Origin of the sequence: Agrobacterium burrii, from assembly GCF_017313405.1 — a bacterium.
GTDB lineage: Bacteria > Pseudomonadota > Alphaproteobacteria > Rhizobiales > Rhizobiaceae > Agrobacterium > Agrobacterium burrii.
The window spans coordinates 560,243-573,950 of the sequence record NZ_JAFLNA010000001.1 but is presented as its reverse complement, the minus strand read 5'-3'; the positions used below and the strand labels follow the sequence as shown (position 1 = coordinate 573,950).

Annotated in this window: 12 protein-coding genes and 1 tRNA gene; 6 read left to right on the top strand and 7 right to left on the bottom strand. The window is 59.4% G+C overall.

Annotation, left to right across the window (positions count from 1 at the left end):
* Positions 1–28: 28 nt before the first annotated feature.
* Positions 29–2,950, bottom strand: coding sequence for an excinuclease ABC subunit UvrA (uvrA, locus tag JZX89_RS02885; protein ID WP_207133007.1), 2,922 nt, complete (start codon positions 2,948–2,950; stop codon positions 29–31).
* Between the two features lie 265 nt (positions 2,951–3,215).
* On the opposite strand from uvrA, the gene JZX89_RS02880 reads away from it, so the two are divergent.
* Positions 3,216–3,794, top strand: coding sequence for a single-stranded DNA-binding protein (locus JZX89_RS02880; protein ID WP_207133006.1), 579 nt, complete (start codon positions 3,216–3,218; stop codon positions 3,792–3,794).
* A gap of 115 nt (positions 3,795–3,909) precedes the next feature.
* Here the strand turns inward: JZX89_RS02880 and JZX89_RS02875 are convergent, their stop codons facing one another.
* Together JZX89_RS02875 and JZX89_RS02870 are read right to left on the bottom strand one after the other, a co-directional pair.
* Positions 3,910–5,058: a CBS domain-containing protein gene (locus JZX89_RS02875; protein ID WP_207133005.1), complete on the bottom strand. Its 1,149-nt coding sequence runs from the start codon at positions 5,056–5,058 to the stop codon at positions 3,910–3,912.
* Positions 5,059–5,190: 132 nt separating this feature from the next.
* The gene (locus tag JZX89_RS02870; protein ID WP_174372593.1) at positions 5,191–5,820 is read right to left on the bottom strand and encodes a MarC family protein; all 630 of its coding nucleotides are present in this window, start codon (positions 5,818–5,820) and stop codon (positions 5,191–5,193) included.
* 217 nt (positions 5,821–6,037) lie between these two features.
* On the opposite strand from JZX89_RS02870, the gene gyrA reads away from it, so the two are divergent.
* A complete protein-coding gene (gene gyrA / locus JZX89_RS02865; protein ID WP_207133004.1) occupies positions 6,038–8,830 on the top strand; it encodes a DNA gyrase subunit A in 2,793 nt (930 codons plus the stop codon).
* Positions 8,831–8,923: 93 nt separating this feature from the next.
* Here gyrA and JZX89_RS02860 read toward each other — a convergent pair whose 3' ends face one another.
* From JZX89_RS02860 to JZX89_RS02850, 3 genes are all read right to left on the bottom strand, one after another.
* Positions 8,924–9,184: a hypothetical protein gene (locus JZX89_RS02860; protein ID WP_153513713.1), complete on the bottom strand. Its 261-nt coding sequence runs from the start codon at positions 9,182–9,184 to the stop codon at positions 8,924–8,926.
* Between the two features lie 82 nt (positions 9,185–9,266).
* Positions 9,267–10,748, bottom strand: a complete 1,482-nt coding sequence (locus JZX89_RS02855; protein WP_149897605.1) for a D-alanyl-D-alanine carboxypeptidase — start codon at positions 10,746–10,748, stop codon at positions 9,267–9,269.
* 139 nt (positions 10,749–10,887) lie between these two features.
* On the bottom strand, positions 10,888–11,607 hold the full coding sequence (locus JZX89_RS02850; RefSeq protein ID WP_207133003.1) for a hypothetical protein: 720 nt from the start codon (positions 11,605–11,607) through the stop codon (positions 10,888–10,890).
* A gap of 137 nt (positions 11,608–11,744) precedes the next feature.
* Between JZX89_RS02850 and JZX89_RS28480 the strand changes: the two genes are divergently transcribed.
* From JZX89_RS28480 to JZX89_RS02830, 4 genes are all read left to right on the top strand, one after another.
* On the top strand, positions 11,745–12,008 hold the full coding sequence (locus JZX89_RS28480; protein WP_149897607.1) for a hypothetical protein: 264 nt from the start codon (positions 11,745–11,747) through the stop codon (positions 12,006–12,008).
* Positions 12,009–12,022: 14 nt separating this feature from the next.
* Positions 12,023–12,250, top strand: coding sequence for a hypothetical protein (locus tag JZX89_RS02840; RefSeq protein ID WP_149897608.1), 228 nt, complete (start codon positions 12,023–12,025; stop codon positions 12,248–12,250).
* Positions 12,251–12,605: 355 nt separating this feature from the next.
* Entirely contained in the window at positions 12,606–12,758 is a 153-nt protein-coding gene (locus JZX89_RS02835) for a hypothetical protein (RefSeq protein ID WP_207133001.1), read from the top strand.
* A gap of 100 nt (positions 12,759–12,858) precedes the next feature.
* Positions 12,859–12,948, top strand: a tRNA-Ser gene (locus JZX89_RS02830).
* 145 nt (positions 12,949–13,093) lie between these two features.
* On the opposite strand, the gene JZX89_RS02825 is transcribed toward JZX89_RS02830, so the two are convergent.
* On the bottom strand, positions 13,094–13,438 hold the full coding sequence (locus JZX89_RS02825) for a hypothetical protein (protein WP_174372600.1): 345 nt from the start codon (positions 13,436–13,438) through the stop codon (positions 13,094–13,096).
* Positions 13,439–13,708: the final 270 nt, after the last annotated feature.

Here is a 13,708-nt window from a genome sequence, read left to right as displayed (position 1 = left end):
TTCGACCTTTGCTGTGAAAGACTGCGGATTACTCCGCAGCCTCGCGTTTCCCGGCCGGCCGGCGTTCCAGAAGTTCCTTCAGGAAATGACCGGTGTAGGAGCGCTCGACCTTGACAATATCTTCCGGCGTGCCGGTCGCCACGATTTCGCCGCCACCCGTGCCGCCCTCGGGGCCGATGTCGATGATCCAGTCGGCTGTCTTGATGACTTCGAGGTTGTGTTCGATCACCACGACGGAATTGCCCTGGTCCACCAGTGCCTGCAGCATTTCCAGCAGCTTGTTGACGTCGTGGAAGTGCAGGCCCGTCGTTGGTTCATCGAGAATGTAGAGCGTGCGGCCTGTCGAGCGTTTCGACAGTTCCTTGGCGAGCTTGACGCGCTGCGCCTCGCCGCCGGAAAGCGTGTTGGCTTGCTGGCCGACCTTGATGTAACCGAGGCCGACATCGAACAAAGCCTGCAGCTTGTCGCGCACTGCCGGCACGGCGGCGAAGAATTCCACGCCTTCTTCCACCGTCATATCCAGCACGTCGGCGATGGACTTGCTCTTGAAAGTCACGTCCAGCGTCTCGCGATTGTAACGCTTGCCGTGGCAGACGTCGCAGGTGACATAGACGTCGGGCAGGAAGTGCATCTCGATCTTGATGACGCCGTCGCCCTGGCAGGCTTCGCAGCGGCCGCCCTTGACGTTGAAGGAGAAACGGCCCGGCGCGTAGCCGCGCGCCTTTGCCTCCGGCAGGCCGGCGAACCAGTCGCGGATCGGCGTGAAGGCGCCGGTATAGGTGGCGGGGTTGGAGCGCGGCGTGCGGCCGATCGGCGACTGGTCGATATCGATCACCTTGTCGATGAATTCGAAACCGTCGATGCGGTCGTGTTCGGCCGGGATTTCGCGCGCGCCCATCACCCGGCGTGCCGCCGACTTATAAAGCGTCTCGATCAGGAAAGTGGACTTGCCGCCACCCGAAACGCCGGTCACGGCGGTGAAAACGCCAAGCGGGATAGCCGCCGTGACATTCTGGAGATTATTGCCGCGTGCGCCATAAACCTTGATCTCGCGGCCCTTCTTGGGCTTGCGGCGCTCTGCCGGCACGGCGACGCCGAGTTCGCCGGAGAGATATTTGCCGGTTAGTGATTTCGGATTGGCCATCACCTCCTGCGGTGTGCCTTCGGCGATCACCTGACCGCCGTGAATGCCGGCGGCCGGGCCGATATCGACCACATAATCCGCCGTCAGAATGGCGTCTTCGTCATGTTCGACCACGATCACCGTATTGCCAATATCGCGCAGGTGTTTCAGCGTTTCGAGCAGGCGGGCATTGTCGCGCTGGTGCAGGCCGATCGACGGCTCGTCCAGAACATAGAGAACGCCGGTAAGACCCGAGCCGATCTGCGAGGCCAGCCGGATGCGCTGGCTTTCGCCGCCGGAAAGCGTGCCGGAATTGCGCGACAGGCTGAGATAATCCAGTCCGACATCATTGAGGAAGCGCAGGCGTTCGCGGATCTCCTTGAGGATGCGGACGGCGATCTCATTCTGCTTGGCGTTGAGGTTTTCCGGCAGCGTCTCGAACCAGTCGCGCGCCTTGCGGATCGACATCTGGGTGACTTCACCGATATGCAGCTTATTGATCTTGACGGCCAGCGCTTCCGGCTTGAGGCGAAAACCGTTGCAGGCCGGGCAGGGCGCTGCCGACATATAACGCTCGATTTCCTCGCGCGCCCAGGCGCTATCGGTCTCTTTCCACCGACGCTCGAGATTGGGAACGATGCCCTCGAAGTTTTTCAACGTTTTATAAGAGCGCGCGCCGTCCTGATAATTGAATTCGATCTTGTCATCGGTGCCCTGAAGAATGGCGTGCTGTGCCTCCTTGGAGAGGTCCGACCACTTGCTCGACAGCTTGAAACCGAAGGCCTTGCCGAGCGCTTCCAGCGTTTGATTGTAATAGGGCGAAGACGATTTGGCCCATGGGGCAATCGCACCGTCGCGCAGCGCGCGCGCCGGCTCGGGAACAATCAGGTTCTCATCGACCTTCTGCTGCGAGCCGAGGCCATCGCAGCTGGGGCAGGCGCCGAAGGGATTGTTGAAGGAAAACAGCCGCGGCTCGATTTCCGGAATGGTGAAGCCGGAGACCGGGCAGGCGAATTTTTCTGAAAACAGCACCCGCTCATGGGTTTCGTTGAGCGACTTGTTGGCGGAGCCGCCGGCGGCGGTTTCTTCCGGCGGCAAAGGCTTGTCGGCGAATTCGGCGATAGCCAGCCCGTCGGCGAGCTTGAGGCAGGTCTCGAGACTGTCGGCAAGGCGCGCGGCCATGTCCGGACGCACCACCGCACGGTCAACCACCACGTCGATGTCATGTTTGTATTTCTTGTCGAGGGCAGGCACGTCAGCGATCTCGTAGAACTGGCCATCCACCTTGACGCGCTGGAAGCCCTTCTTCATCAGCTCGGCAAGTTCCTTTTTATATTCGCCTTTGCGGCCGCGCACGATCGGCGCGAGAACATAAAGACGGGTGCCTTCCTCAAAGGCGAGGATGCGGTCCACCATCTGGCTGATGGTCTGGCTCTCGATAGGCAGGCCCGTAGCGGGCGAATAGGGCACGCCGACACGCGCAAACATCAGGCGCATATAGTCGTAGATTTCGGTAACCGTGCCAACCGTGGAACGTGGGTTCTTCGAGGTGGTCTTCTGTTCGATGGAAATCGCCGGCGACAGACCCTCGATCCGGTCGACATCCGGCTTCTGCATCATTTCGAGGAACTGGCGCGCATAGGCCGAAAGGCTTTCGACATAACGGCGCTGGCCCTCGGCATAAATCGTATCGAAGGCAAGCGACGACTTGCCCGAGCCGGAAAGTCCGGTCATGACGATCAGCTTGTTGCGGGGCAGATCCAGATCGATACCCTTGAGGTTATGCTCGCGGGCACCACGGATGGAAATCGTCTTCAGTTCACTCATGGCAAGGCTCGGACAAAATTAACGGGCTTGATGGCAGCGCGTCCTTATGTAGTGACGCAGCCGGGGGTGTCGAGGTCTATTCCCTGTCGGTCGGAGCTTTTCAGCCCACTTGACTCGAATTTCGCGATTAAATAGAACAAAAAAGGAACAAATAGCAAGCGCCAATATTCGCCCTTCGAAGGTCGTGATTATTCGCTGTGGATAGTTCCGCCGTTGCGGTGCCTTTTGACGTCCACGATGGTTATTGTGTGCGGGATTTTTTGAAATGCAATTGCCGGTCATGATGGTCGGCGGACAGGATGACGAGATGGCTGGTAGCGTAAACAAGGTAATTCTGATCGGAAACGTCGGCGCCGATCCCGAAATTCGCCGGACGCAGGATGGCCGCCCCATCGCCAACCTGCGCATCGCCACCTCGGAGACCTGGCGTGACCGCAACAGCGGCGAGCGCAAGGAAAAGACCGAATGGCACACCGTCGTGGTTTTCAACGAAGGCCTGTGCAAGGTTGTCGAGCAATATGTCAAAAAGGGCGCCAAGCTCTATATCGAAGGCCAGTTGCAGACCCGAAAGTGGCAGGACCAGACCGGTAACGACCGTTATTCGACCGAAATCGTATTGCAGGGCTTCAACTCGACGCTGACGATGCTTGATGGTCGCGGTGAAGGCGGCGGCGGCGGCGGTGGCGGTCGCAGCGGCGGCGGCGACTTCGGCGGCGGCGGTGATTATGGTAGCAGCGGCGGTTACGACCAGCAGCCGGCACGTGGCGGCGGCTCTTCCCGCAGCGGCGGTGGCCAGCCTTCCGGCGGCTTCTCCAACGATATGGACGACGATATCCCGTTCTGATCGCGTGACGATGGTGGGAGCGGGCTGCGCGTGTCGGCTTCCATCGTTTTTGCCTGTCACAGGCTGCTCACCAAAGGGCTTGCAGCCCATATTGTGACGGTATCGCAGGTTCTTCTTATGCTGCGGCCTTGTCCGCCAGCATCGCGACCATGACATCGGATTGCGACACTATGCCCACCATCTTGCCGTTGGCGTCGATGACAGGCAGGTAGTGCAGTCCTTCTTCCGCAAAGCGGATAATTGCTTCCTCGATCGCCGTTTCTGGCCGCACGGTTCTGACCGGCGAGGTCATGATGTCCTTGACGGTATCGTTGGGGGCGCTGGCGCCGGACAGAATGAGGCGCAGCCGCTGCAGGAAGCCGATGGAGGGTCGGCCGTTTCTCCAGCTCGCCTTTTCCAGAAAATCCGTCTGGGTGACGATGCCGACGATTTCGGCTTTGTCGTTGGTGACGGGCAGCGCCTTGAAATGATGGCTCTGCATCAGCGCATGGGCATGGCGAAGGCTGTCATCCGGGGCGACGCCGACCACATCCCGCGACATGACGCTGGCGCAATCGAGATGCAGCGCACGGCGACGCCAGGAGCGCAGCTCTGTCTTGCGCAGGATGGTTTCCAGCTCGTCGCGGTCGATATCCAGAACCTGGTCGTATTCCTTCAGCACCTCGTCGAGATCGGCGGAGGAGAAGCCGATTTTCTGGATGGGGGTCGGATCCGTCGTGCCGTGGGCGGCCTTTCCGAGCTTCAGACCATGCGGATAGGCGCGGCCGGTGGCATTGTTATAGACCAGCGCCAGAGCGAGCAGGATCAGCGAGTTTCCGGCGACCGGCCAGAGCAGGAAACCATAGCCGAGGCCGTGCACGGCGGGGCCGCCGAGAACGGCTGTCAGCGCCACCGCGCCGCTTGGCGGGTGCAGGCACCGCAACGCCATCATGGCGGCGATGGCAAGACTGATGGCGAGCGCGCTGGCGAAGAATATATCCGGAACAAGCAGCGCCACCGTTACGCCCACGAAAGCCGACACCAGATTGCCGCACATGATCGACCAGGGTTGCGCAAGAGGGCTGGACGGCACGGCGAATAAAAGCACCGCCGATGCGCCCATTGGCGCGATCATGGCGGGCAGGGTGGGGTCGAAACGGAAGGCAAGGCTGCCCAGAAGTCCGGTCAGCAGAATGCCGACAAAGGCGCCGGTGGCTGCGCGCAGCCTTTCCCTGTTGCTGACGGGAGCGGCATCCGGGATGAGGCGGCGCAGCGTGGATCGCATGGAGAGAACTTTCTGATCCGGAAAAGATGCGCGTCTTTTAACCGAAGCGGGTCGCCGGTTTAAAGGGCATATTTTTCGCAATGTCTGCCGGTCGCAGGATTTTATTGCGTAAGCATCGCAATAGACTGGCGCTCAGAAAGCAAAGGCCGATTTTATGCCGTCGACCACGAATTGCACGGAAAGGGCGGCGAGCAGAACGCCGAGCAGCCGGGTGAGGATGGCGCGGCCGGTATTGCCGAGAAAACGGTCCATTCGCTCCGAAACGATGAGGGCCGCGTAGACAAGGGCCATGGCGAAGGCGAGAATGAGAATAAGCACGACCATTTCGAGCGTCGTTTTCATCGTTCCCGCCAGAAGCACGGTGGCGGAAATCGCGCCCGGCCCGGCGATCAACGGCAGCGCCAGCGGAAAGACCGCCAGATTGTGCAGATGATCCTTGGTGATGGCGATCTCGGAGGTCTTCTCCTTACGCTCCTGGCGTTTTTCGAAAATCATCTCGAAGGAAATCCAGAACAGCAACAGACCACCGGCGATGCGGAAGGCGCCGAGCGAGATGCCGAGCAGATTGAGGATGGCAAGGCCGAATAGGGCGAAGACGGCGAGAATGCCGAAGGCGATGATGGAGCCGCGCAGTGCCACCTGGGCACGCTGGGCGCGCGTCATGCCGACGGTAAGTGCGAGGAAAACAGGCGCCAGACCCGGCGGATCGAGCGTGACCAGAAGTGTGGTAAGCGCGTTGATGAGCGTTTCGCTGCTGGCCATTTTTTCCCCGCCTATTCTATTTTTAGGCCGGAGCCTACGCAAGTCATACACGCTTTAAAAGGGAGCGGCGGCGCTTTTGCCGACCTAAACGGCGAAAAGCGGTGTATGTCTTGCAAATGACGCAAAAGACTGTTCAAAACTCGCCGGGAAATTGGCGTAACGTGGCTGTTTCCGCTATAAAAATCCATCCGATTCTTAACAGAGAATGTGATCCGTTTTGACTGACCAGAGCCCCCCCGGCGGCGGAAAACTTCCGCCAGGCATTGAACCGATTTCCATCATTGAGGAAATGCAGCGGTCCTATCTCGATTACGCCATGAGCGTTATCGTGTCCCGCGCGCTTCCTGATGTCCGTGACGGTTTGAAGCCGGTTCATCGCCGTATTCTTTACGGCATGTCCGAACTTGGTATCGACTGGAACAAAAAATACGTCAAATGCGCCCGCGTCACCGGTGACGTGATGGGTAAATTCCATCCGCACGGCAACTCGGCGATCTATGATGCATTGGCGCGAATGGCGCAGGACTGGTCGCTGCGCCTGCCGCTGATCGACGGGCAGGGCAATTTCGGCTCGATCGACGGCGATCCGCCGGCGGCCGAACGTTATACCGAATGCCGTCTGGACAAGGCCGCCCATTCGCTGCTCGACGATCTCGACAAGGAAACGGTCGATTTCCGTGACAACTATGACGGCACGCTTCAGGAGCCGGTCGTTGTTCCCGCGAAATTCCCGAACCTTCTGGTCAATGGCGCAGGCGGTATTGCTGTCGGCATGGCCACCAATATTCCGCCGCACAATCTGTCTGAGGTCATCGACGGCTGTATCGCGCTGATCGAAAATCCGGCTATCGAGCTGCCGGAACTGATGCAGATCATTCCCGGCCCGGATTTCCCGACCGGTGCGCTGATCATGGGCCGGTCCGGCATCCGCTCGGCTTACGAGACAGGTCGCGGATCGGTCATCATGCGCGGTCGCGCCACCATCGAGCCGATGCGCGGCGACCGCGAGCAGATCATCATCACCGAGGTTCCCTATCAGGTGAACAAGGCTTCGATGATCGAGAAGATGGCCGAACTGGTCAAGGAAAAGCGCATTGAGGGCATTTCCGACCTGCGTGACGAGTCCGACCGTCAGGGTTATCGCGTCGTCGTCGAGCTGAAGCGCGACGCCAATGCCGATGTCATCCTGAACCAGATTTATCGCTACACGCCGCTGCAGACCTCGTTTGGCTGCAACATGGTGGCGCTGAACGGCGGCAAGCCGGAACAGATGACGCTGCTGGACATGCTGCGCGCTTTCGTTTCCTTCCGCGAGGATGTGGTCAGCCGCCGCACCAAGTACCTGCTGCGCAAGGCGCGTGACCGCGCGCATGTTTTGGTGGGTCTGGCAATTGCGGTTGCCAATATCGACGAGGTCATCCGCGTCATCCGTCGCGCTCCCGATCCGGCTACGGCCCGTGAAGAGTTGATGACGCGGCGCTGGCCGGCACAGGATGTGGAAAGCCTGATCCTGCTGATCGACGATCCGCGTCACCGTATCAACGAAGACCGCACCTATAATCTTTCCGAAGAGCAGGCGCGCGCCATTCTCGAATTGCGTCTTGCCCGTCTGACGGCGCTCGGCCGCGATGAAATCGGCGACGAGCTGAATAAGATCGGCGCGGAAATCAGCGAATATCTCGATATTCTCTCGTCGCGCGTCCGCATCCAGCAGATCGTCAAGGATGAGCTTATCGCCATCCGCGACGAGTTCGGCACGCCACGCCGGTCCGAGATCGTCGAAGGCGGTCCTGACATGGAAGATGAAGACCTCATCGCCCGCGAAGACATGGTCGTTACCGTTTCGCATCTCGGTTACATCAAGCGTGTGCCGCTGACCACCTACCGGGCGCAGCGTCGCGGCGGCAAGGGTCGTTCCGGCATGGCGACGCGCGACGAGGATTTCGTCAACCGTCTCTTTGTTGCGAACACCCATACGCCGGTGCTGTTCTTCTCCTCGCGCGGCATCGTCTACAAGGAAAAGGTCTGGCGCCTGCCCATCGGCACGCCGCAGTCCAAGGGCAAGGCCCTTATCAACATGCTGCCGCTGGAACCCGGCGAACGCATCACCACCATCATGCCGTTGCCCGAGGATGAAACCACCTGGGAAACGCTTGACGTGATGTTCTCGACGACGCGCGGCACGGTTCGCCGTAACAAGCTCGGCGATTTCGTGCAGGTCAACCGCAACGGCAAGATCGCCATGAAGCTCGACGAGGAGGGTGATGAAATCCTCTCCGTCGAAACCTGTACCGACCGTGATGATGTGTTGCTGACGACGGCGCTTGGCCAGTGCATCCGCTTCCCCGTGGAGGATGTACGCGTCTTTGCCGGCCGCAACTCCGTCGGCGTGCGCGGCATCAACATGGCCGAAGGCGACCGCATCATTTCCATGACCATCGTTGGCCATGTGGAAGCCGAACCGTGGGAGCGTGCCGCTTACCTCAAGCGCTCTGCCGCCGAGCGGCGTGCGGCAGGTGTCGATGAAGACGATATCGCACTCGTCGGTGAAGAAGTGATGGAAGAGGGCGAGCTCAGCGAAGAGCGCTATCAGGAACTGAAGGCACGCGAGGAATTTGTGCTGACGGTTTCCGTGAAGGGCTACGGCAAGCGTTCCTCCTCCTACGACTTCCGCACATCGGGCCGTGGCGGCAAGGGCATCCGCGCCACCGACACCTCGAAGACATCAGAGATCGGCGAACTCGTCGCTGCCTTCCCCGTGGACGAAGGCGACCAGATCATGCTGGTTTCTGACGGCGGTCAGCTGATCCGCGTGCCGGTCAACGGCATCCGCATCGCCAGCCGCGCCACCAAGGGCGTGACGATCTTCTCTACCGCCAAGGATGAGAAGGTTGTGTCCGTGGAGCGCATCAACGAGCCGGAAGGCGATGACGAGGCTGAAAACGGCAATGGCGAAGAGGCCGATAACAATCTGCCGGATATGCCTGAGGCACCGGAGAGCGAGGCGTAAGCCGCCTCGTTTTTTTACCGTCAGTCAACAGAAACCCCGCGGCGCTCAGGCACCGCGGGGTTTTTCTTTGGGTCTATTGGTTGGTCCGGCTCTTTACCGAATTCGGATATGGATCGGTGTCCGTCCGGAGCGGCCTGCGACGTGAAGGTGGATGCTGGCTTCCGGCTGGTTGGCGCGCCAGGCGCGGGCACCATGCGACAGGAGCAGGCTGACCAGATCGCGCGTCTTTGCCTTGGAGCGGTTGAGACCGAGATCGGCGATACGCATCGCCGCTTCATGAATGGGATGCAGAACCGACAGACTGCTTTGCCCGTTGCCAGACGCAATGTCCGAATAATTCTCGTTAACTGCCATCTTGGAAAGCCTCGCTACACATTACACAATTCGAGGAGACAGGCGATGTTCCGACAATGAACGCCGCCTGCGGAAACGTCAGTTACTGGAGTGACGCCCAGCAGCTGACGCCTTTCTTTTTCAATGCATTGCATGCATTTACCGCGGCGTTCTGGCCATCAAAGCCGCCGAAACGGGCGCGGTAGACCTGTGAGCCGTCCCGACTAAAGGCGACTGTGAAGGGTTTTGCCGAACGAAGGGCGGAACCACCCTTTTCCTGTGCGCTCTGCAGCAGGCCGCGAGCGGAGTTTTCATCCGGCGATGCGCCGATCTGAATTACCCAGCCGCCCTGCGGAGCTTCTGATTTAGCCGCGACCGAAGGAGCAGGGGCGACGGAGGCGGTAACGATATTGTCCACCTTGGTCGAGTTGGTGATCAACTTGCGGTCCGGCGGGATGGGTGCCTGAGAAACGGGATCCTTGCCCTTCTGCCAGGTTGCTGCTTCCATCGCCTTGACGGCTGGATTGGAAGAAGAGCCTGCAAAGGCCGTAATCGGCGCCTCTTCGTAACGGGCCTGCGGTACCGGTCCGGCATTGGGCAGGCCGGCATTGGTAGCCGCAACCGCAACGGAAGGAACAGCTGCCGCCACGGCGACCGGTTCTTCAATCGGCGCGGACCGCGTCTGGGCGATCAGGTTGCTGTTGCCACCGCGCGATGCCTGCGGCAGATAGGTCGCTACAAGCTTGCGCATGGTGGCGTCACGGGCGGCGCTGGAGCGACCGCCGAGAACGACGGCGACGATGGAGCGGCCATCGTTCTGCGCCGAGGTCGCAAGATTGCTGCCGGCCGCACGGGTGTAACCGGTCTTGATGCCGTCGACGCCCTTCACGGTTCCGACGAGACGATTGTGGTTGCCAATGACCTGCTTGCCGAAATTGAAGGTGCGGGTAGAGAAATAACCGTAATATTGCGGAAAATGCTGGCGAAGGGCGATGCCGAGACGGGCCTGATCGCGCGCCGTCGTCATCTGCGCCGTGTTGGGCAGGCCGTTGGCGTTGCGATAGGTCGTGCGGGTCATGCCGAGTGCACGGGCCTTGGCGGTCATCATCCTGGCGAAACGGTCTTCCGAGCCGCCGAGATATTCACCGAGCGCTGTCGCCATGTCGTTGGCAGAACGGGTGACGAGAGCCAGAATGGCCTGTTCGACCGTGATGGCGCCGCCGGCGCGCACACCAAGCTTGGATGGCGGCTCCTTGGCGGCATTGGCCGAGACCGGCACCTTGGAATCAAGCGAGATGCGTCCGGAATTAAGCGCCTCGAACGTCAGATAAAGCGTCATCATCTTCGTCAGAGAGGCAGGATAACGCAGACCGTCCGGATCCTCGCCGTAGAGAACCTTGCCGGTCTTGGCGTCGATGACGATGCCGGCATATTTCGGATCCGCCTGTGCGGTGCCCACGGATGCTGCGGTTATGAACGCCGCAGCAAGGGTCAACGCAACAAACCTTACAAAAGACGCCGCACCCGCTTTGCGCGAATGTACCCCAGATACACTTTTCAACACTGCTGAACTCTTCAATCGCATATTTCTGTTCCGCTCGGACACGCCCCGCCCGATAGCTCCGGGGATAAACTTTATCGGGATGGCGTTACCAAGTGGTTTATGAAAGGTGTCTGCCTTCCATAAAATGCGACTTTTCGCACGCAATCTGTGCCATGCTGTTTCACGGATTTCCGTCTTTTGCGAGGCGCTGCTCGACATAATGTTTCACATCGGTGTCGAGTTTTTGCCATTGCGGCAAAAGGCCGGCGGAGAAGCGGTAAAAAAGACTGAGATCCTGCCCGACGTGGATATCCCTTTGGCAGTCGCTGCCTGTGGCTTCCTGCTGTGTCTGCGGCAGCAGGCAGCGCACCACGTAGTCGCTTTCACCATTGCGCGCTCCGGTCAATATGACTTCCTTGCCGTAACCGGAATCGGCGCGCAGGCGGTGCAGCAGCAATCCGTGTTTCAGCGGCACGGGGTCTCCTTCCGTCAGCCGGGCATAAATTGGTCCGAAACGGCCGGACATGTCCTGTGACATGGTGCTTTGCGACAGCTGTATATAAATCAGTCCCGTCGCCTGGGCGGGATCGTCGAATATGGCGCGATTCCCTTCCTCATATCCGTTGAGGCCGGGCCAGGTCAGGTAAAGATCGATCTGCTCCTGCTCACCGCCCTCACGACCCGAGGGTAAGCGCAGCGTGTTTTTCACGAGCTTCAGCCGGTCGTTGCCGATTGATATCTGCACCTCGTCGGTTGCTGTCGTATGGCCTGCCTTCAGGACCCGCTCACCATACAATTTGACGCCGATATTAAGTGCGATGACTAAAACGAGAAGAACTCCGGCAATGATGGCGGCGCGGCGCATCAGCGACGATGAAAGCAGGGGTGTTCCGTTCTGCATGGGCTTCCAGATTCGTTCTTGTCGCGGGCGTGGGTTTCGGGCCGGAAATAGGCTGACAAAGCTTTAACCTGCGGCGATCGCCATTGAAATGCTGTTTTGCCGCTGCTACCTGATAGGGCGCAAGCAAAGGACGGCATATGGCAGCGCGCGACAGATATTCCCGGAAACTCGAATGTTCCAAATGTGGCCACCAGGGTTTTGCCGAAGTGTCGGAATCCGACGAAAAGGGTCGCGCAGATGTCGATTTTCGCGTCGATGAAATGCCGCGGGGTTTTCGCACCGAACGCGCCTCGGGTGATCCGACCGATTTCATGATCCGCTGCGGCCAGTGCGGCAACATATTTCGTTTCCTGCAAAAAACCGCCTATGCGCCCGGAGGCGAACCGCGCGTGAAGGCCTGAACGGGAGGTGCCGGATGACCATGCCGCAACAACCGAACGGCGCGCCGCCAAGGCGCAAGCCAATCTGGCCGTGGATCGTGCTTTTGGTGCTGACGCTCTGCGCCATCTACTCCTATAATCGCGCCAACGAAATCCTGGCCGACCTGTCCGACACCTTGCCGCCAGCGGTGCTGAACCTGTTCGAGGATATTCTTCGGGGTGGCGGACGACACGGTGATGGCGGGCCCAGCATCGGGGTCTGAATAGTCAAACCGACAATAGGGTACTGTCCGCAGACCGGCCTCTCGCATACAGACGTTTTTTAGAGGTGCATTAAAGAAAAAAGCCCCGCAAACGGGCGGGGCAGGTTGATCGCTCGGGGAAAGTTGGGCAATGCCCGGGAGCGATGTGACTATATAAGCGACAATATTGCTGACGCGATAGGCCACTTCCGTCCCAAACAGTACGCCGGCGCATAAATTTTGCTCAGGTGAGGAGGATTTTGAGGAGATGAACTCGCTAAATCTGTCAGGCAACTTGACAGCAAGCCGTCCTATTCTTCGCCTCGCCTCGAATTGCACATATTTGCTCCTAACATAACGAGACATGAGCAGACGCATGGATAAATCCGGAATCTTCTTCGTGGCGCTTTTGCTGGTGCTTGTTGCAATCGTACTCAGCCTGACGCTGTTTGATTCGGCCCAGCAAATGCCGTCGGTTCCTGCGGGTGAGGGGTCTTTATTGCCGCCGGCAACAACGCCGGGACAATGATTTGCGGCGCGACAGCAGATGGACGGCGACCGTTTGGCAGGGCAAGCCTCGAGCGGGATTGACGGCCTTTTTCAAACCGCTATAAAGCCTCACCACCGAAGGATGGGTGTCCGAGTGGTTTAAGGAACCGGTCTTGAAAACCGGCGTGCGTGTGAGCGTACCGTGGGTTCGAATCCCACCCCATCTGCCATTAAGCTCAAAAATGACCATTTTGAAAAGTGGAACGATTGCCGATCCGTGTCGCGTCGTTCGGCCGGAGCTGCTTTGATGTGACCAACAATGAAGAAACCCGCCTTTCGGCGGGCTCCAAATTCACATTTAATCAGATTTCGTCATCAGATTTCGGGGCAACCCCGTTCGTTGGCGAAGGTGATGCGATCCGGGCCGCGGCGGGTGAAGCCCTGAACGACGACGCGGCCGGGGGTGACACGCACGACTTCGGGATCACGCAGGCCTGCTTCACGAGCGGCGGCGCGGGCTTCGCGTTCGCTGCAGCCGCGCATGCGGGGCGAGCCACGGCGGTCAACGTCTCTGTCGCGATCTCGATCGCGGATGACCGGGCGGACGCCATCGGGACCGATCCTTAACTCCATATCCTGTGCGCCGGCCTGGATGGGTGCAGCGATGGATACCAGGGCGATGCCAAGCGCCAGACCTGCAGCTTTTATTGACTTGATCATGGTTTCCTCCCTCAGCCGAAAAACCGGCGGAAGCTTGTTTGTTTGCGGGGAAGAAACGCGGCCGCACTCCCTTTGTTCCGTTATGTCGGATGCCGGAGAAGGCGCGGATGAGTGTCGACGGTAGATTTCAGGCGCCCAAAAAAGAGATAAATCATTAACCACGTTCATTACAATTTTATCGAATTTGCAGAAGTCGTTCGCATTTTCGCCACGTTATGCACAAGATTAAGCGACTGTTAGGTGCTTCGATGGCAGGGGCAAATCGAGGCA

What these genes read in the sequence shown, in the direction of transcription:
- uvrA (WP_207133007.1), bottom strand. Translation starts at nt 2,950, where the DNA reads ATGAGTGAACTGAAGACGATTTCCATCCGTGGTGCCCGCGAGCATAAC.
- JZX89_RS02880 (WP_207133006.1), top strand. Translation starts at nt 3,216, where the DNA reads ATGCAATTGCCGGTCATGATGGTCGGCGGACAGGATGACGAGATGGCT.
- JZX89_RS02875 (WP_207133005.1), bottom strand. Translation starts at nt 5,058, where the DNA reads ATGCGATCCACGCTGCGCCGCCTCATCCCGGATGCCGCTCCCGTCAGC.
- JZX89_RS02870 (WP_174372593.1), bottom strand. Translation starts at nt 5,820, where the DNA reads ATGGCCAGCAGCGAAACGCTCATCAACGCGCTTACCACACTTCTGGTC.
- JZX89_RS02860 (WP_153513713.1), bottom strand. Translation starts at nt 9,184, where the DNA reads ATGGCAGTTAACGAGAATTATTCGGACATTGCGTCTGGCAACGGGCAA.
- JZX89_RS02855 (WP_149897605.1), bottom strand. Translation starts at nt 10,748, where the DNA reads ATGCGATTGAAGAGTTCAGCAGTGTTGAAAAGTGTATCTGGGGTACAT.
- JZX89_RS02850 (WP_207133003.1), bottom strand. Translation starts at nt 11,607, where the DNA reads ATGCAGAACGGAACACCCCTGCTTTCATCGTCGCTGATGCGCCGCGCC.
- JZX89_RS28480 (WP_149897607.1), top strand. Translation starts at nt 11,745, where the DNA reads ATGGCAGCGCGCGACAGATATTCCCGGAAACTCGAATGTTCCAAATGT.
- JZX89_RS02840 (WP_149897608.1), top strand. Translation starts at nt 12,023, where the DNA reads ATGACCATGCCGCAACAACCGAACGGCGCGCCGCCAAGGCGCAAGCCA.
- JZX89_RS02835 (WP_207133001.1), top strand. Translation starts at nt 12,606, where the DNA reads ATGGATAAATCCGGAATCTTCTTCGTGGCGCTTTTGCTGGTGCTTGTT.
- JZX89_RS02825 (WP_174372600.1), bottom strand. Translation starts at nt 13,438, where the DNA reads ATGATCAAGTCAATAAAAGCTGCAGGTCTGGCGCTTGGCATCGCCCTG.